Below are 15,921 nucleotides of genomic sequence, written 5' to 3' on the forward strand. Positions count from 1 at the left end.
GGCGCTGACCTGCGGCTCCGACCGTTCTGTCCGGTCCATGGCGAGATGCCTACGCGTTGGTAACGGACCTGTTGCGAATCGATGCACGCGAGAAGTTTGCCCTCGTTCGAGGGGTAGCGTCCGCAGCGATTTCGGTGACCTGACCGGGCCGCCACAGTGAAGGTGGGACGGAAGGAGCGCGACGTTGCGCCGTGGACTGAAGATTACGCTCGTCGCCGTGACGGGTGCGGCGCTGACGATCAGCGCGTCCGCCTGCGGTGGCAAGAAGGCCGACAGCGATGACGGCGGCGGCACGGGCGACAAGAAGTCGCTCAAGATCGGTCTCGCCTTCGACATCGGTGGACGCGGCGACCAGTCGTTCAACGACTCCGCCGCCGCCGGGCTCGACCGCGCCAAGAAGGACCTCAACGTCCAGACCGAGGAGATCTCCGCCAAGCCGGACGAGCCGGACGCCGACAAGGAGTCGCGGCTGCGGCTGATGGCCAACAAGGGCTACAACCCCGTCATCGGCGTCGGCTTCGCGTACACCACCGCGATCATCAAGGTCGCCAAGGACTTCCCGAACACCAAGTTCCTCGTCGTGGACGCCGACCAGTGCAAGGTCGAGGGCCCGAACGTCAGCGGCGCCTGCTTCTCCGAGGAGCAGGGCTCCTACCTCGTCGGCGCCGCCGCGGCGCTGAAGTCCAAGTCGGGCACGATCGGGTTCATCGGCGGTGTCAACGTCCCGCTGATCCAGAAGTTCTTCGCCGGGTACCAGGCCGGGGCGAAGGCCGCCAAGCCCGGCATCAAGGTCCTGCCGCCGAAGTACCTGACACAGCCGCCGAACTTCAACGGCTTCAAGGACACCGGTCTCGGCAACGAGGCCGCCAAGGGCCAGCTCGACCAGGACGCCGACGTCATCTACCACGCCGCGGGCGGCGCCGGGATCGGCGTCATCAAGACCGTCGGCCAGGCCGGCAAGTGGGCGATCGGCGTCGACTCCGACCAGTACAACCAGCCCGCCGTCGCCGGGGTGAAGCAGCAGATCCTCACCTCGATGGTCAAGCACGTCGACCTCGCCGTGTACGACTTCGTGGAGAGCGTCGCGAACAACACGTTCAAGGCCGGCACCAAGCAGTACGACCTGAAGAACGACGGCGTCGGCTACGCGCCGTCCGGGGGCAACGTCGACGACATCAAGGCCAGGCTGGAGGAGCTCAAGGCCAAGATCGTCAGCGGTGAGATCCAGGTCCCGACCAAGGTCTGAATCCGGTTTCGTCCGACTGGAGCCATGCGCACCGGGCGTCGTCGCCCCGATGACGTCCGGTGCCGCGGCATATCACGTCCCGCGGGACGTTCGAGGCGGAGGGGGGCGCTCGTGCCCGACCAGGTCCCGGCCGTGCGACTGACATCGATCACCAAGCGGTTTCCCGGCGTGGTCGCCAACCGCGACATCGATCTCACCATCGAGCGCGGCGAGGTGCACGCGCTGTGCGGCGAGAACGGCGCCGGCAAGTCCACCCTGATGAAGATCCTCTACGGGATGCAGCGGCCGGACGAGGGCACCATCGAGGTCGAGGGCGAACCGGTGTCGTTCCGGACGCCCGCCGACGCCATCGACCGCGGCATCGGCATGGTCCACCAGCACTTCAAGCTGGCGGACAATCTGACCGTCCTGGAGAACGTGATCCTCGGCGCCGAGCCCCGCCGGCTCGGCCGGATCGACTTCGCCTCCGCCCGCGCCAAGATCAGGGAGATGGCGCAGGCGTACGGGTTGCGCGTCGATCCCGACGTGCTGGTCGAGACACTCGGCGTCGGCGAACGGCAGCGCGTGGAGATCCTCAAGGTGCTGTACCGGGGCGCCCGCGTGCTGATCCTGGACGAGCCGACCGCCGTGCTCGTCCCGCAGGAGGTCGACGAGCTGTTCGGCAACCTGCGGGAGCTGCGCGCCGAAGGCCTGACCGTGCTGTTCATCTCCCACAAGCTCGACGAGGTGCTGGCCGTCGCCGACACGATCTCGGTGATCCGGCGCGGCACCACCGTCGCGACGCGGCTCGACCCGCGCGAGACCACGTCCCGGCGGCTGGCGGAGCTGATGGTCGGGTCGGAGCTGCCGACCCCGGAGCTGCGCGAGTCCACGGTGACCGAGGACGTCCAGCTCGACGTGTCCGGGCTGACGGTTCTCACCCCCGAGGGCCGTCCCGTCGTCGACGACGTGTCGCTGCGCATCCGTCGCGGCGAGATCGTCGGTCTGGCGGGCGTCGAGGGCAACGGTCAGAGCGAGCTGATCGAGACCATCATGGGCATCCGGCACGCGGACACCGGAACGATCCTCTACGGCGGCGAGGACGTCACCCACTGGACGACCCGGCGGCGTCGCGAGGCGGGCATCGCCTACATCCCCGAGGACCGGCACCGGCACGGGCTCGTCCTGGAGGGGACGCTCTGGGAGAACCGCATGCTGGGCCACCAGACACGGCCGCCGAACGTCCGCGGCCCGTGGGTGGACCGGCGCGGCGCCCGCCGTGACACGACCCGGATCGTCCAGGCGTACGACGTGCGGACGCCGGGGATCGACGTGCCCGCCGCCGCGCTGTCGGGCGGCAACCAGCAGAAGCTCATCGTCGGGCGGGAGATGTCCGGGGAGCCGCGCCTGCTGATCGCCGCGCATCCGACGCGCGGGATCGACGTCGGCGCCCAGGCCGCCATCTGGGACCACCTGCGGCGGGCCCGCGCGGACGGGCTGGCCGTGCTGCTGATCAGCGCCGACCTTGAGGAACTCATCGGTATGTCCGACACCCTGCATGTGATCCTGCGGGGACGGCTGGTCGCGGAGGTCGATCCGCGGACCGTCACCCCGGAGGAGCTCGGCTCCGCGATGACCGGCGCCGGAGCGCGCTCATGAGCGAACCGAACGGCGGGGGCGAAGGGCCGTCCCCCCGGAAGGACGCCGACCCGTCCGACCCGTCCGGTCCGTCCGCTCCGGAGCCGGTTCCGGCGTGGCAGGCGATCCTGCGGGGGCTCGGCCCGCGGGGGCTGGGCCTGCGGATCGGCGCGCCGGTGCTGGCGCTGCTGATCTCCCTCGTCATCACGATGATCCTGCTGCGGATCACCGGCGCCGACCCGTTCAGCTCCGTGCAGAGCATGATCGACTACGGCACCACCGAGAACTCGATCGTCGACATCGTCAACCGCGCGACCCGCTACTACCTGTCGGCGGTCGCGGTCGCGATCGGGTTCCGGATGGCGCTGCTGAACATCGGCGTGGACGGCCAGTACCGGCTGGCCGCGTTCCTCGCCGCCGCGCTCGGCGGGGCGCTCACCCTGCCGGCGCCGTTCGGCCAGATGCTGGTGATCGTCGCGGCGATGGTGGTCGGCGGGCTGTGGGCGGCGATCGCGGGTGTGCTGAAGGTGACCCGCGGGGTCAGCGAGGTGCTGTCCACGATCATGCTGAACGCGATCGCGACCGGTCTGATCGCGTACCTGCTGAACGACCAGCGGCTCGCGGAACTCCGGCCGGGCAGCAACAACGTCGCGACCCCGCAGATCCCGGACGAGGGACGCGTCGGCTCGCTGAACGGCTTCCTGTCCGCGATCGGCATCGACCTGCCCGGGGAGGTGTACGGACTGCTGCCGCTCGCGATCGTCGTCGGGATCGTGTTCTGGGTCGTGCTCAACCACACCAGGTTCGGGTTCGACCTGAAGGTGTCGGGGCTGTCGCCGTCCGCCGCGCGGGCCAGCGGCGTCGACGCCCGCCGCATGATCGTCTACACGATGGTGGCGTCCGGGGTGGTGGCCGGGCTGATCGGCATGCCGGAGCTGCTCGGCGCGTCCTACGAGTACTCGCTGAACTTCCCGGCGGGCCTCGGCTTCACCGGTATCACGGTCGCGCTGCTCGGCCGCAACCATCCGGTCGGGATCGCCCTCGCCGCCCTGCTGTTCGGGTTCCTCGACCAGACCTCCGACGTGCTCCAGGAGGTCGATGTGCCCAAGGAGATCGTCGGGGTGATGCAGGGCGTGGTGGTGCTGACCGTCGTCATCGTGTACGAGCTCGTCCGGCGCTGGGAGATCCGGCTCCAGCAGCGGACCGTCGCCGCCGAGCTGGCCACCGGCCACGACCTGGCCCGCGAGGGGAGCGCCTCATGAGCATCGCGACCGGGACGGCGCCCGCGAAGAAGGCCCCGAACGGCGGGCGCCGGCTGCGCTGGCCCCACTACCTGCTGATCGCCTCCGGGCTGCTGGTGCTGCTGTCGCTCGTCCGGGTGATCGACGACGCGGACCCGGTGACGTCCAGCGGAACGGTCAGCGCCGCGCTCCGCCTCGCCGTGCCGATCTTCCTGGCGGGTCTCGGCGGGCTCTGGTCGGAGCGCTCCGGCGTGATCAACATCGGGCTTGAGGGCATGATGATCCTCGGGACCTGGACCGGCGCGTGGGCCGGCTACCAGTGGGGGCCGTGGATCGGGGTGCTGGCGGGCATCATCGGCGGCGCGCTCGGCGGCCTCCTGCACGCCATCGCGACGGTGTCGTTCGGCGTGGACCACATCGTGTCCGGTGTCGCGATCAACATCCTCGGTCTCGGGCTGACCCAGTTCCTCGCCGACCTGATCTTCGACCAGGGCGAGGCGAAGGCGCTCGGCGGCGGCCCACGCCAGTCGCCGCCCGTCGACGCGATCTCGACATTGACGCTGCCGGTGTTGTCCGGCGGGAAGGTCGGCGGCTGGCAGAGCCCGGACTGGCTGGGCTCGCTCGAAGACCATCACTGGTTCCTGGTGTCCGACCTCGCGGGCATCCTGCGCGGTCTGACGAGCGACATGTCGCTGCTGACGTTCGTGGCGCTGCTGCTGGTGCCGCTCAGCTTCATCGTGCTGTGGCGGACGCCGTTCGGGTTGCGGGTCCGCTCCTGCGGCGAGGACCCGTACGCGGCCGAGTCCCTCGGCGTGCAGGTGTACCGCATGAAGTACGCCGCGGTGATCATCTCCGGTGCGTTCTCCGGCCTGGCGGGCGCGTTCCTCGTCACGATCAGCTCCGTCTACCAGGACGGTCAGACCAACGGCCGCGGCTTCATCGGCCTCGCCGCCATGATCTTCGGGAACTGGCGTCCGGGCGGTCTCGCCGCGGGCTCGCTGCTGTTCGGATACACCGACGCGATGAACGTGCGCGGCGGCGGGCAGTCCGTGCACGCGCTGCTGCTGTTCGTCGCGATCCTGCTGGTCGGTGTCGCGATCTGGCAGGCGGTGCGGGCGAACCGGCTGCGTCCGGATGCGGTCACCGACCTCGGCCGCCGCGAGGTGCGCGCCGCGTCCCTCGGCTCCGTGCTGGCGCTGGTCGCGGCCGTCGCGCTGCTCGTCTGGTTCCTGATGAGCGACATCGTCCCGGGCGAGCTGGTCTCGTTCACGCCGCATCTGACGACGCTGCTCGTCCTCGCGCTGGCCAGCCAACGCCTCCGCATGCCCGCCGCGAACGGGGTCCGTTACCGGCGCGGTGAGGCACGATAAGGAAATGGAGATCGACTGGCCTGCACTGCGCGCCGCCGCGCGGGAGGCGATGAGCCGCGCCTACTGCCCGTACTCGGGGTTTCCCGTCGGCGCCGCGGGTCTGGTGGACGACGGCCGGATCATCACCGGCTGCAACGTCGAGAACGCCGCGTACGGGAACACGCTGTGCGCGGAGTGCGGGCTCGTGTCGGCCCTGCACGGCCCCGGCAAGTCCGACGCGCCCCGGCTCGTCGCGGTCGTGGTCGTCGACCGCAACGGCGACACTCTGATGCCGTGCGGGCGCTGCCGTCAGCTCCTCTGGGAGCACGGCGGCGCCACGATGCTGATCGAGACGACCACCGGCATCCTGCCCATGTCGGCCGTCCTGCCGGACGCGTTCGGCCCCGACGACCTCGTGAAAAGAGCCTGAGATCGTGGACGCCATCGACGTCATCCGCGCCAAACGGGACGGCGCGGCCCTCACCCCCGAGCAGATCGACTGGGCCGTCGACGCCTACACGCGCGGCGCGATCGCCGACGAGCAGATGGCGGCGCTGGCGATGGCGATCCTGCTGAACGGCATGACCCGGCCCGAGGTGGCCCGCTGGACGGACGCGATGATCCGCTCCGGTGAACGGATGGACTGGGCGGAGCTGGACCGTCCGACCACCGACAAGCACTCCACGGGCGGGGTCGGCGACAAGATCACCCTGCCGCTGTCGCCGCTGGTGGCGGCTTGCGGCGCCGCCGTTCCGCAACTGTCGGGACGCGGCCTCGGCCACACCGGCGGCACGCTCGACAAGCTGGAGTCCGTTCCGGGCTGGCGGGCGTCCCTGACGAACGCCGAGATGCTGGACGTGCTGCGCACCGCCGGCGCCGTGGTGTGCGCGGCGGGCAGCGGCCTCGCCCCCGCCGACCGCAAGCTCTACGCCCTCCGCGATGTGACCGGCACCGTCGAGTCGATCCCGCTGATCGCGTCCTCGATCATGTCGAAGAAGATCGCCGAAGGGACCGGCGCCCTCGTCCTGGACGTCAAGGTCGGCTCCGGCGCGTTCATGAAGACCGTGGCGAACGCCCGCGAGCTGGCCGAGACCATGGTCGCGATCGGCACCGACCACGGGGTGCGCACGACCGCGCTGCTCACCGCGATGGACCGTCCGCTCGGCAACGCCGTGGGCAATGCCGTCGAGGTCGCCGAGGCGGTGGAGGTGCTCGCCGGGGGAGGCCCGGCCGACGTGGTCGAGCTGACGCTGACCCTCGCGCGGGAGATGCTGTCGGCCGCCGGTCTGGAGTCGAGGGACCCGGCCGACGCGCTGAAGGACGGCTCCGCCATGGACGTCTGGCGCCGCATGATCAGCGCCCAGGGCGGCGATCCCGATGCGCCGCTCCCGTCCGCCCGCGAGACCCACACGGTCGTCGCCCCGTCCAGCGGCGTCCTGACCCGCCTGGACGCCTACGGCGTCGGGGTGGCCGCGTGGCGTCTCGGCGCGGGCCGGGCCCGCAAGGAGGACCCGGTCTCGGCCGCCGCGGGCATCATCTGCCACGCCAAACCGGGCGACACCGTCACCGAGGGCCGGCCCCTACTGACCCTGCACACCGACGACGAGACCCGCCTACCCCGCGCCCTCGAATCCCTGAACGGCGCCTACAAGATCACCACCGGGAAGCCGACCCTCCTCCCCCTGATCATCGACCGTGTCTAGTGCAGGCCGCGCTTACCGGGCGCCCAGAATGGTTTGACCTTGATCGACGTCCGGGGCCATCCCCGGTCCCGCACCAGATGATCGCGGACCAGCTGGCACGTTCGAGCCTCCCCGGCCACATAGGCGGCCCCCGGGCCCTCGGGGAGGTCGAGCCGTGACACGGCGTCCAGCATGACCGTGGACGCCGTCGCGGGCCGCCCCTCGCGGTGCACGCGGTGCAGCCGGTGCGGTCCGGGCAGCGGCGGGTCGAGCTCGGGGGTCTCGCTCTCCACCACCCCGTAGACCCGCGCGGACGCGTCCAACTCCCGCAGCATCGCCCCGAACGCGACGGACGCGGTCTCCTCCCCGACGAACACGTGGTGATCGGCGTCCCGGACGAAGAAGTCTCCCTGCGGCCACCAGAACGTCACAGCGTCGCCGACCTGGACCGTCCGCGCCCACCGGAGCCCGATGCCGTCGCCGTCGTAGAGGTGCGCGCGAAGCTCCAGCGTCCGCGCGCCCCGGTCGAACTCCCAGATCGTGTAGGTGCGGAGGGTCTCGACCGGGTGGAGCAGCCCGTACATCGACAGCGGGTCGTGGATCTGGATCCGCACGTGCTGACCGGGCGAGTAGGGGAACGTGATCGGCGCCTCGGCGACGAGCCGGATCCGTTTCATCGTCGGCGTGACCTCCCCGACCTCGGTGACCGTCGCTCCGATCGCGTACCGGCCGACCAGGCGGTTCAGCGGGTTACGGGCCATGCTTCCTTACCCCTCATAGATTTTCTTAGAGGTATTAAGGAAACATAGAAGCCATAGACTGTCAACGCCATCGACCCCGAGAGGACGCCCATGAGCACCAGCCGCCGCGACCGGCTCCGGGACGGCACCCTGACGGAGATCCGCGAAGCGGCGCGCACCCTGCTGACCACCCGGGGCACCGCCGCGGTGACGATCAACGCGGTCGCGCGTGAGGTCGGCATGAGCGGCCCGGCTCTCTACCACTACTTCTCCGGCCACCAGGAGCTGGTCCAGGCCGTCACCGCCGACTTCTTCGCCGAACTCGCCGCGGAGATGCGGGCCGCCCGCGACGCCCGGCCCGGTGGCTCGACCTCCGCCCGCATCCTCGCCGCCTGTCGCGCCATGCGCGCCTGGGCGATCGCGCATCCCGCCGAGTTCGGCTGGATCTTCACCAGCCCCGTCCCGTCCTCGGTCACCCGGGCCCCGGACTCCGCCCGCAACCTCGCCGGCCGCGACTTCGAACGCGTTTTCCAGGACGAGATCGCGAAGCTGTGGGAAACGCGTCCGTTTCCCGTCCCGGACGACCTCCCACCCGCGATCCGGAAGCAACTGCGCGCCTACACGGAGAAACTCGGCATCGAGCTACCCGTCGAAGCCGTCTATGTGACGACGTCCTGCTGGATCCGCCTCTACGGCCTCCTGTGCATGGAGGTCCTCAACCAGCTCGACTACATCTACACCGATATGGAATTCCTCTACGAGGAATGCCTCCGCGACCTGTCCGCGACACTCGGTCTCGACTACGAGCCCCCACCCGCCTGACCGGAGCCGGACGGACCCCGGTTCCCGAGCCGCCGCTGCGCAGGAACCGGGGCTCGTGCGCGGGATCATGTGGGGCGGCACCTCTTGTAGAGGATCGGGTGGACCTCTTCACCCGCCATGGTCATGTAACTCGTCCTGGTCTTGTCGGAGGTGCCGAGGCTGACTTGCAACTCCGAGTCGATGATGAAAGAGCGCCGCTCCCCGCACGGACTGAAAACCGGGTCGGAGTCCGGCGGTTGGAATCGCCAGGGGCCGGAGAACGGGCCGTGCAGCGAATGGGTCTTCGGTGTGTTCGGTGTGCCCTGCAGGTGGTTGGACACCGTCAGAACACCGGAGGCATCCGGTTCGAGTTCTGCGTGGCCGCGGTAGTCGACGGCCGGCTTGATGGCGTAGCTGTAGCCCTGTGGAACGAGTACCCGCAGAAGAATTGTGCATCTCCTCCGCTCGGTCGCCGGGTTCGCGCCGCCGACCTCGACGCGTACCTCGTCCCGCTCGAGGGTGAAGCTCTGGTTGTCCGGCGAGATGGTGAGCGACATCGCTCCCGGCGTGCAGTCCGTGCCGCTGACCATCCCGATCTCGATGGTCACACCGTCGGGTGGGGGATCCGCGACTGCGGCACCGGCGCCCGTGGCGGTCAGGGCGGGCAGGGCGAGCGTGACGCCCAGGATGGCGGGCAGGGCGCGTCCGGTGTTCAACATGGCAGCCTTCCAGGTCGGACGTGGGGCACGGCCATGCCGTTTTTTCGGCACGGCCACGAAGATCCTGGCGGGCCCGAGAATCACTGATAGATTATTTCCGAGTCAGCAATTCTGTCAATATTCATTCTATTCTATTGATTTTCATATTTAACTTCGGTGTCCGGTGGGCGGACATGCGTGTCACCCAGGGGCTCGCGGGCGCGTCCGGGGAGCTCGCGGACCGGGCACTGTAGCTCGAACACCTGGAGGCCGTCGGCTGCGCCTTCCATGTGCACCTGCCGGTACACCCCCCAGGACTCCAGACCGCGCTCTTCGAGGACGACGTCGACGGTGAGCCAGGGGTCGAGGGTGTCCCCGGCCGCGCGGTGGTGCGTCACCACGGCACCCCGGTTCTCGGCGGGCACCTCGGCCAGTTCCAGCCCGGCCACCGGGTCGGCGCCCGGGGGGAGCGGTATGCCGACCGCGACGTCGATCTTCGATCCGTCGGGGCGGCCGTGGTAGGTGCGGACGCCACGGCCGACGAGGGGCGTGCCGGCCGCGGACAGGCGCGCGGCGAGCGTCTCGGACAGGGCGCTGACCATCGCGCCGATCTCGCTCGTGTCGTTCACCTCGCCACTGACCTGTGCGAGGCGAAGCGCGGGCAGTGGTCGCAGGTGCAGTGTGCCGGTGACCATGGTCAGCCCTTCCTCGATCGCTCGGAGCCGCCGTTCCACCTCCGCGAGCCGCCGCCGGTCGCGTTGGACGCGCCGTTCCAGCTCCGCCTGGCGCAGACGCAGCATTCCGCGGAGCCGCCCGGCGGAGACCCGGTCGTCCAGCAGGGCGCGGCACTGGTCCAGGGTGAACCCGAGTTCCTTCAGCGCCACAAGACTGTTGACCCGTCCGACCTGCGAGGGGGTGTACCAGCGGTAGCCGGTCGCCGGATCGACCCGTTCGGGCACCACCAGTCCCACGGTGTCGTAGTGCCGCAACATCCGGACCGAGACCCCGGTGCGGCGGGCGAGTTCTCCGATGCTCAACATGACGGCCCCACTTCAGACCATGACACGGTGTCAGGGTCAACCGCCGCCCGCTGCGCACACTCCGACGACGCGCTCCTCGGGGCGAGTTCAGGGCGGTTTGTGCTGGTGGGGGAAATGTTACGGTGGCGGCGGTGGGCCGGAAACGGTCCCTCCTTTGCCGCCGGTGCCGGGCGACGCGCGAGTGGAGGTGCCTCCTGTGACCGAGCCCGTCGACCCCGACGTCGAACCGGCGGTGCCCGCCCAGCGGGTGCGGGCGTCGGTGGTCGCGGCGGTCGCGGCAGGTGGTGGCCTGGGCGCGGCGGCCCGTTACGCGGCGTCGCTGATCTGGCCCACCGGTTCGGACGCCTTCCCGTGGACGACGCTGGGCGTGAACGCGGTCGGCTGCGCGGTCATCGGCGCGTTCATGGTCATCATCAGTGAGGTGTGGGTCGCCCATCGCTTGGTGCGCCCGTTCTTCGGCACCGGAGTGCTCGGCGGTTTCACCACGTTCTCCACCTATGCCGCCGACATTCAACGCCTGCTCGACGGCGGTCATGCCCGAACCGCCCTGGCGTACCTGGCGGGCACGGTTCTGGCCGCGCTGGCGGCGGTGTGGTTCGCGGCGACCGTCACCCGCCGCCTGATCGCTTGGAGACGGCCGGGCCACGTGCGTGGGGGCGTCCGGTGAACTGGTTCCTGATGGTGGCCGGTGGCATGGTCGGGGCCGTGTTGCGTTACCTGACCGACCGGGCGGTCCAGGCCCGGCACGACACCGCCTTTCCCTGGGGCACGTTCACCGCCAACGTGACCGGCTGCCTGGTCATCGGGGTGCTGACCGGCGCCGTCGTCCACGGCGCGGCGTCCGAGGACGTGCGGCTGCTGCTGGGGACGGGTCTGTGCGGGGCGTTGACGACCTACTCGACCTTCTCGTTCGAGACGCTGCGGCTGAGCGAGTCCGGAGAACGGTTCTTCGCCGCCGCCAACGTGATCGTCAGTGTCGTCGCGGGACTGGGCGCGGTGTTCCTCGGCGCCGCACTGGCCGACGCGGTGTGGGCCTGACCTACCGGGCCGGACGGGGGAGACCGATCGGGTTGGGGAAGGGGATGTCACCGTTCTCGGCGACGGCGCGGGCGACGGGCGCGAGCAGCCGGTGGAGGGCGGCCGGGTCGTCCAGCGCCTGGTACGGGGGTGCGGCCAGGGCGTCGGTTCGGCGTTCGATGTCCGCTTTGAGGGTTCGACCCGCGTCGGTGGCGGTCTCCCCGTCCACGAGCCCACGGGCGGCGAGGGCGGCGGACGCCTCGTCCCATTCCTCCTGCGACCAGCCGCGGCTGAACCTCAACAGTTCCCCCGGAGTACCGCTCACGGCACACGCCAGGACGTTGCACTCCAGACCGTTCAGCCCCTCGGCCGTCAGCACCGCGACGTGCCCGTCGCCGCGATGTTCGCGAAGCGCCGTCGCCGACTGCCAGAGCGCCTCCACCGGGTCCTCGGGCGATTCGAGATCGCGGTTGGCGGCGAACAGCACCCGTCCGGCTCCGTCCGCGGCCTCGACGACCGCGCGCAGCTTCGGCGCCGCCTCGGCCGCCACGCCGTCGATGTCCGGCACCGCCCGCCGGAGCGCCTTCGCCGCGGCGACGCCGCGCACCGCCAGGATGCTCTCGGGGGACGCGAAACCCCAGGCGTCCGGTACCGCGCGGCGGACCCGTGCCGGGTGGAATCCATAGAAGGACGCCTCGATCACCGCGGCGGGGACGGGCCCCAGCGGAGCCCCGCGACTGCCGAAGTAGCCCATCCAGAATCCCCTGAGCCCGACCTCCTTGTTCGCGGCCAGGCATTCCGGGGCGAAGTACGTCACCGCGTGCAGGGGTTCGAGGGCCGACCAGAAGTCCCGCGCGATGGATACGTCCATTCCGGCTCCTGTCTCTATGCAGATGTCTCAATCGTGCCATTGGAATTGGGTTGAGACCGAGGCGGGTCGGAAGCCCGTCCGTAAGGTAGAGTCACCGCACGGTGATCACCATGCGACCAGCCGACCTCGCGCGCCGGCACGGGATCTCGACCCAGGCGGTCCGCAACTACGAGCGGGACGGGTTCATCCCGCGGGCCGAGCGCACGCCGAGCGGCTACCGGATCTTCACCGAGGTGCATGCGGCGGCCCTGCGCGCCTACCTCTCGCTCGTCCCCGCCTACGGCTACGCGGCCGCCGGTGAGATCATGCACGCGGTCCACGACGACGAACTCGACCGGGCGCTGACGATCATCGACCGGGGCCATGGCCGGCTGCTCCGCGACCGGGACACCCTCGCCTCGGTGCGCAGCGCCGTCGACCATCTGACCGCGGAGCCCGACGCCCCACCCGAACGACCGACGGGCCCCGAGACATGGATCATCGGCGAGCTGGCCCACCGGCTCGACGTCACCCCGGCGACCCTGCGGAAATGGGAGAGCGTCGGAATCCTGGCCCCGGAACGGGACCCGCGCACCGGCTACCGCGTCTTCCGCCCGAGCGACGTCCGGGACGCCGAGCTGGCCCATCTCCTCAGACGCGGCGGCTACCCCCTGGAGCACATCGCCACCGTCGTCCAGCAGGTCCGGTCGGCGGGCGGCACCGACGCCCTGGCCGCTTCCCTGGACGACTGGCACCGCAAACTGACCGCGCAGGGCCTGGCCATGCTCAACGCGGCCGCGAACCTCAACGACTACCTGACCTTGCTCGACCCGCCGCGAGAAAGCCGAACTCTCCCCGCGTCCGAGAGGTCGTGACCCGAAGCCGCTTACACCATGGGCGGTGCCAACGATAGAAAATTGCCGCAAGCGGACACGAAGAGTAGTCGATCACAAGCTCTGGGTAAGCAGATCTCGGGTCGCACCAGAGCGCCCCACCGAACTCCCACGGAGGGAACTGTGCACGTGTCAACCTCCCGATCCGCGCCGCGTCAGGCGATGTCCCACCTGCGGGTCCTCGCCGGGGCGATCGCCCTGGCGGTCGTCGCGCCGCTGATTCTGCTCGGCGGCGCCCGGCCCGCCGCGGCCGACCCGGTGGCGTACTTCGTCTTCACCGACATCACCCGGCAGGAGGCCGTCGTCCAGCTCACCGACTCGGCCAACATCGAGCACGCACGGGCGCTCGTCAGCGGCCAGACCGCCGACCAGCCGCACATTCTCGGCCGGATCATCAAGCGCACCGCCCCCTACAACCCTCGTTGGAGCTTCCACTACGACCCCGGCACGGTCCGCTTCTTCGACGTCGCCATCGAGGTCTGCGACGCCACCATCCCGTACGTCGAGGACCATCTCGACGAGGCGGGCGGCGCGTTCCTCCCCGGCCTGGTGTGGTGCCCCTGGACGTCCCGCCTGGTGAAGGAGATACCCGCCCCGTGACGCCGCACGGCGCGCTGCCGCGCCGGTGATGTCGCACCCGTCCGCCCGGGGGTCGAGCCCGGCCCCCGGGCACCCGCGGACACTCCGAACCCGGGAAGCTCAGGCGATACGGCGGCGGGCCGGGTCCTTCTGGTCCTGTGGCAGCGCGTCGGCGGTCAGCAGGTGCGGCAAAAGGTCTCGATGCCCGTCACCGCGGCCACCTTCCACGGATTGGCCCGAGGTTTGCCGATATTGACCGATAACAGCTTCACACGGCGACGATACGTACCGACCGGCGCGCCCACGAAGCAGATTTCTCGCATGGCGCCGGCCCACCGTCAGGTGTCGCCGTCAGTAGAGGTGCGGAGTGTGAAGAGGGACAGACGCAGGCGGTAGACGTCACCGGGCAGCGGTCCCTGTTCCCGCCAACCGAGGCTGCGGTAGAGGTGGGCGGCGGGCGCCTGCGCGTGGGTGACCAGCCATGCGGAGTCCCGCCCGCGGACGATGTCCTGCATCAGCCGGCGGCCGATGCCCCGTCCCTGGACGTCGGGATCGACGAACAGTTCGGCGACGGCGAAGGACTCGCCGATGAGTTCGTCGGCACGCTCGGCACCGAACGCGGAGACCACCGCGCGTTCCATGCGGTCGTCCTGCCGGACATTCCGGGTGGGCCAGCCATAGGCCATGCCCACCAGCCGCTCGGCGTCCATGACGGTGATCGCCGTGAAACCGGGCCGAGCGGTCGCATCGGCCAGTTTGTCCGGATAATCGGAAAGCTGCTGTGGCGTCTCCGACCACGGCGGACAGCCGTAGCACCGGCAGTAGAGGTCGATGATCTGCCCGCTGATCGCCATCGCACGCCGACCGTCAAGCCATTCCATCGGAGCCTCCTGCTGCGACCTGATCGCTGATGCAGCAGTATCGCAACAGGGGCGGCCCGGTGGCCGCCAGGGTCCCCGCGCCCGCGGCCCGATCGTGGGCCCGCACGTCTTGACGCAGGTCAGGCCCAGTGCAAGCGTGAAACTGATGGTGAAAAGGGGGACCCATCATGACGGAAATCAAGAGCATCGAGAAGCCGGACGACCGGCGCGACTTCCCCAGGGGGCACCTCGAAGTCGTCAACCTGACCGGGCTGGTGTTCGGTAAGGCGACGTTCGAGCCCGGCTGGCGGTGGACCGAGTCGGTCAAGGACATCGCGGGCACGGACCTCTGCGAGGTCCACCACAACGGCTACTGCGCCGAGGGCCGGATGCGCATCCTCATGCGGGACGGGTCCGAAGGGGAGGTCGGCCCCGGCGACGTGTTCGTCGTGCCACCCGGCCATGACGCGTGGGTCGTCGGCGACGAGCCGTGCGTGGTGTTCGACTTCGCGGGCGGCATCGGCGAGTACGCCAAGTCCGGCTGACGCCGACCGCCTGTGCCGGGGGCGGTGCTCCGCCCCCGGCGCCCGTCAGATCACCACGGACAGACCGGAACTCCGTCGAGTTTGGCCTTGCCCCGGATGTAGACGTTGCTGAGGTATCCGGCAGGGGCGTGCGGGTTGTCCGCGTAGCTCCACCACTCGCTGGAGTAGCCGCCTTCACGGACCAGCTGGCCACGCTTCTGGCAGTAGACGGCGATTTCCTGGCGGGAAACCTTTCTCACGATCCGGGCGCAGTTGGCGACGGACGGGTAGTCATCGCACGCGTCTCCGGGATTCCACCGAATATTGACGTTGCTCGCCCAGACGTACACGCCGTACACGTCGGCGTTCGGGCGCACGGTGCCCGCCTTGGGCTTGACGGGATCGTCGGCGTGGGCCGTTCCGCTCAGCCCGGTGAATCCGGTAGCCATGACGACTCCCGCGGCGGCGATGCCGAAGGCCTTCCTGACATTGAGGGTCATCGGTGTCTCGTCTCCCGTTGTCGGGCTCGCCGGTCATGGCGAGCCCGACCAGCTTCCGGCTTCACCGGGGACGGACACAGGGTGGCAACGGGACATTAAGCGGACGTATTGGCCGAGACAAGAGGCTTCCCGGTCAGCGCGCCGTTGACCAGACCCCCGCACGCACCCGAAGTCAAGGGAAACCCCACCGGCACACCTCACGCCAGAACTCCGGTCTCGTTCCCCGGCACCACCGCCACGCCCGCCCGCCGCCGCATCACCCGGGTCTTGTGCTGAGTGGTGCA

Annotated in this window: 19 protein-coding genes; 12 read left to right on the top strand and 7 right to left on the bottom strand. The window is 70.0% G+C overall.

Annotated elements, in window-relative coordinates; all coding sequences use genetic code 11:
• The first annotated feature begins 184 nt into the window (after nucleotides 1-184).
• The 6 genes from BZB76_RS07790 to BZB76_RS07815 all read left to right on the top strand — a co-directional run bounded on the left by BZB76_RS07790 (nucleotide 185) and on the right by BZB76_RS07815 (nucleotide 7,156).
• Nucleotides 185-1,246, top strand: coding sequence for a BMP family lipoprotein (locus tag BZB76_RS07790; protein ID WP_246006814.1), 1,062 nt, complete (start codon nucleotides 185-187; stop codon nucleotides 1,244-1,246).
• A 132-nt stretch (nucleotides 1,247-1,378) separates the two neighbouring features.
• Nucleotides 1,379-2,884 (top strand): ABC transporter ATP-binding protein, encoded by a 1,506-nt coding sequence (locus tag BZB76_RS07795; protein WP_246006815.1) that lies wholly within the window; start codon nucleotides 1,379-1,381, stop codon nucleotides 2,882-2,884.
• Nucleotides 2,881-4,125: an ABC transporter permease gene (locus BZB76_RS07800; RefSeq protein ID WP_121433640.1), complete on the top strand. Its 1,245-nt coding sequence runs from the start codon at nucleotides 2,881-2,883 to the stop codon at nucleotides 4,123-4,125. Before BZB76_RS07795 ends, BZB76_RS07800 begins: the two co-directional genes overlap by 4 nt.
• Complete coding sequence (locus tag BZB76_RS07805) at nucleotides 4,122-5,474, top strand: ABC transporter permease (RefSeq protein WP_121433641.1); 1,353 nt, start codon at nucleotides 4,122-4,124, stop codon at nucleotides 5,472-5,474. The genes BZB76_RS07800 and BZB76_RS07805 overlap by 4 nt, the downstream gene beginning before the upstream one ends.
• A 4-nt stretch (nucleotides 5,475-5,478) precedes the next feature.
• Nucleotides 5,479-5,883, top strand: a complete 405-nt coding sequence (locus BZB76_RS07810; RefSeq protein ID WP_121433642.1) for a cytidine deaminase — start codon at nucleotides 5,479-5,481, stop codon at nucleotides 5,881-5,883.
• 4 nt (nucleotides 5,884-5,887) lie between these two features.
• Entirely contained in the window at nucleotides 5,888-7,156 is a 1,269-nt protein-coding gene (locus BZB76_RS07815; RefSeq protein ID WP_121433643.1) for a thymidine phosphorylase, read from the top strand.
• On the opposite strand, the gene BZB76_RS07820 is transcribed toward BZB76_RS07815, so the two are convergent.
• Nucleotides 7,153-7,896, bottom strand: a complete 744-nt coding sequence (locus BZB76_RS07820; protein ID WP_121433644.1) for a siderophore-interacting protein — start codon at nucleotides 7,894-7,896, stop codon at nucleotides 7,153-7,155. The two genes, BZB76_RS07815 and BZB76_RS07820, sit on opposite strands and share 4 nt — an antisense overlap.
• A 90-nt stretch (nucleotides 7,897-7,986) precedes the next feature.
• Here BZB76_RS07820 and BZB76_RS07825 point away from each other — a divergent pair, with 90 nt between their 5' ends.
• Nucleotides 7,987-8,697 carry a TetR/AcrR family transcriptional regulator gene (locus BZB76_RS07825; RefSeq protein WP_121433645.1) on the top strand — a complete coding sequence of 237 codons (711 nt, stop codon included), beginning with the start codon at nucleotides 7,987-7,989 and terminating at the stop codon, nucleotides 8,695-8,697.
• A gap of 65 nt (nucleotides 8,698-8,762) precedes the next feature.
• On the opposite strand, the gene BZB76_RS07830 is transcribed toward BZB76_RS07825, so the two are convergent.
• On the bottom strand, nucleotides 8,763-9,395 hold the full coding sequence (locus tag BZB76_RS07830; protein ID WP_121433646.1) for a DUF4360 domain-containing protein: 633 nt from the start codon (nucleotides 9,393-9,395) through the stop codon (nucleotides 8,763-8,765).
• A gap of 131 nt (nucleotides 9,396-9,526) precedes the next feature.
• On the bottom strand, nucleotides 9,527-10,414 hold the full coding sequence (locus BZB76_RS07835; protein ID WP_121433647.1) for a MerR family transcriptional regulator: 888 nt from the start codon (nucleotides 10,412-10,414) through the stop codon (nucleotides 9,527-9,529).
• A gap of 196 nt (nucleotides 10,415-10,610) precedes the next feature.
• Here BZB76_RS07835 and crcB (BZB76_RS07840) point away from each other — a divergent pair, with 196 nt between their 5' ends.
• Both crcB (BZB76_RS07840) and crcB (BZB76_RS07845) read left to right on the top strand, forming a co-directional pair.
• Nucleotides 10,611-11,081 (top strand): fluoride efflux transporter CrcB, encoded by a 471-nt coding sequence (crcB, locus tag BZB76_RS07840; protein ID WP_246006816.1) that lies wholly within the window; start codon nucleotides 10,611-10,613, stop codon nucleotides 11,079-11,081.
• The gene (crcB, locus tag BZB76_RS07845; protein ID WP_121433648.1) at nucleotides 11,078-11,452 is read left to right on the top strand and encodes a fluoride efflux transporter CrcB; all 375 of its coding nucleotides are present in this window, start codon (nucleotides 11,078-11,080) and stop codon (nucleotides 11,450-11,452) included. Before crcB (BZB76_RS07840) ends, crcB (BZB76_RS07845) begins: the two co-directional genes overlap by 4 nt.
• Before the next feature lies 1 nt (nucleotide 11,453).
• On the opposite strand, the gene BZB76_RS07850 is transcribed toward crcB (BZB76_RS07845), so the two are convergent.
• Nucleotides 11,454-12,302 carry an SCO6745 family protein gene (locus tag BZB76_RS07850; protein ID WP_121433649.1) on the bottom strand — a complete coding sequence of 283 codons (849 nt, stop codon included), beginning with the start codon at nucleotides 12,300-12,302 and terminating at the stop codon, nucleotides 11,454-11,456.
• A 110-nt stretch (nucleotides 12,303-12,412) separates the two neighbouring features.
• On the opposite strand from BZB76_RS07850, the gene BZB76_RS07855 reads away from it, so the two are divergent.
• Nucleotides 12,413-13,156 carry a TioE family transcriptional regulator gene (locus BZB76_RS07855; protein WP_211342893.1) on the top strand — a complete coding sequence of 248 codons (744 nt, stop codon included), beginning with the start codon at nucleotides 12,413-12,415 and terminating at the stop codon, nucleotides 13,154-13,156.
• Nucleotides 13,157-13,303: 147 nt separating this feature from the next.
• Nucleotides 13,304-13,774 (top strand): BP74-related protein, encoded by a 471-nt coding sequence (locus BZB76_RS07860; protein ID WP_246006817.1) that lies wholly within the window; start codon nucleotides 13,304-13,306, stop codon nucleotides 13,772-13,774.
• A gap of 155 nt (nucleotides 13,775-13,929) precedes the next feature.
• Here BZB76_RS07860 and BZB76_RS35205 read toward each other — a convergent pair whose 3' ends face one another.
• Together BZB76_RS35205 and BZB76_RS07865 are read right to left on the bottom strand one after the other, a co-directional pair.
• The gene (locus tag BZB76_RS35205) at nucleotides 13,930-14,076 is read right to left on the bottom strand and encodes a hypothetical protein (RefSeq protein WP_211342894.1); all 147 of its coding nucleotides are present in this window, start codon (nucleotides 14,074-14,076) and stop codon (nucleotides 13,930-13,932) included.
• A gap of 15 nt (nucleotides 14,077-14,091) precedes the next feature.
• On the bottom strand, nucleotides 14,092-14,634 hold the full coding sequence (locus BZB76_RS07865) for a GNAT family N-acetyltransferase (RefSeq protein WP_121433652.1): 543 nt from the start codon (nucleotides 14,632-14,634) through the stop codon (nucleotides 14,092-14,094).
• Nucleotides 14,635-14,801: 167 nt separating this feature from the next.
• On the opposite strand from BZB76_RS07865, the gene BZB76_RS07870 reads away from it, so the two are divergent.
• Nucleotides 14,802-15,158 (top strand): cupin domain-containing protein, encoded by a 357-nt coding sequence (locus tag BZB76_RS07870; protein ID WP_121433653.1) that lies wholly within the window; start codon nucleotides 14,802-14,804, stop codon nucleotides 15,156-15,158.
• A 50-nt stretch (nucleotides 15,159-15,208) separates the two neighbouring features.
• Here BZB76_RS07870 and BZB76_RS07875 read toward each other — a convergent pair whose 3' ends face one another.
• On the bottom strand, nucleotides 15,209-15,637 hold the full coding sequence (locus BZB76_RS07875) for a hypothetical protein (RefSeq protein WP_121433654.1): 429 nt from the start codon (nucleotides 15,635-15,637) through the stop codon (nucleotides 15,209-15,211).
• Nucleotides 15,638-15,921: the final 284 nt, after the last annotated feature.

The organism is Actinomadura pelletieri DSM 43383 (genome assembly GCF_003634705.1).
Taxonomy (GTDB): Bacteria; Actinomycetota; Actinomycetes; order Streptosporangiales; family Streptosporangiaceae; genus Spirillospora; species Spirillospora pelletieri.

What these genes read in the sequence shown, in the direction of transcription:
- BZB76_RS07800 (WP_121433640.1), top strand. Translation starts at nt 2,881, where the DNA reads ATGAGCGAACCGAACGGCGGGGGCGAAGGGCCGTCCCCCCGGAAGGAC.
- BZB76_RS07805 (WP_121433641.1), top strand. Translation starts at nt 4,122, where the DNA reads ATGAGCATCGCGACCGGGACGGCGCCCGCGAAGAAGGCCCCGAACGGC.
- BZB76_RS07810 (WP_121433642.1), top strand. Translation starts at nt 5,479, where the DNA reads ATGGAGATCGACTGGCCTGCACTGCGCGCCGCCGCGCGGGAGGCGATG.
- BZB76_RS07820 (WP_121433644.1), bottom strand. Translation starts at nt 7,896, where the DNA reads ATGGCCCGTAACCCGCTGAACCGCCTGGTCGGCCGGTACGCGATCGGA.
- BZB76_RS07825 (WP_121433645.1), top strand. Translation starts at nt 7,987, where the DNA reads ATGAGCACCAGCCGCCGCGACCGGCTCCGGGACGGCACCCTGACGGAG.
- BZB76_RS07830 (WP_121433646.1), bottom strand. Translation starts at nt 9,395, where the DNA reads ATGTTGAACACCGGACGCGCCCTGCCCGCCATCCTGGGCGTCACGCTC.
- BZB76_RS07835 (WP_121433647.1), bottom strand. Translation starts at nt 10,414, where the DNA reads ATGTTGAGCATCGGAGAACTCGCCCGCCGCACCGGGGTCTCGGTCCGG.
- BZB76_RS07850 (WP_121433649.1), bottom strand. Translation starts at nt 12,302, where the DNA reads ATGGACGTATCCATCGCGCGGGACTTCTGGTCGGCCCTCGAACCCCTG.
- BZB76_RS07855 (WP_211342893.1), top strand. Translation starts at nt 12,413, where the DNA reads ATGCGACCAGCCGACCTCGCGCGCCGGCACGGGATCTCGACCCAGGCG.
- BZB76_RS35205 (WP_211342894.1), bottom strand. Translation starts at nt 14,076, where the DNA reads ATGCGAGAAATCTGCTTCGTGGGCGCGCCGGTCGGTACGTATCGTCGC.
- BZB76_RS07865 (WP_121433652.1), bottom strand. Translation starts at nt 14,634, where the DNA reads ATGGAATGGCTTGACGGTCGGCGTGCGATGGCGATCAGCGGGCAGATC.
- BZB76_RS07870 (WP_121433653.1), top strand. Translation starts at nt 14,802, where the DNA reads ATGACGGAAATCAAGAGCATCGAGAAGCCGGACGACCGGCGCGACTTC.
- BZB76_RS07875 (WP_121433654.1), bottom strand. Translation starts at nt 15,637, where the DNA reads ATGACCCTCAATGTCAGGAAGGCCTTCGGCATCGCCGCCGCGGGAGTC.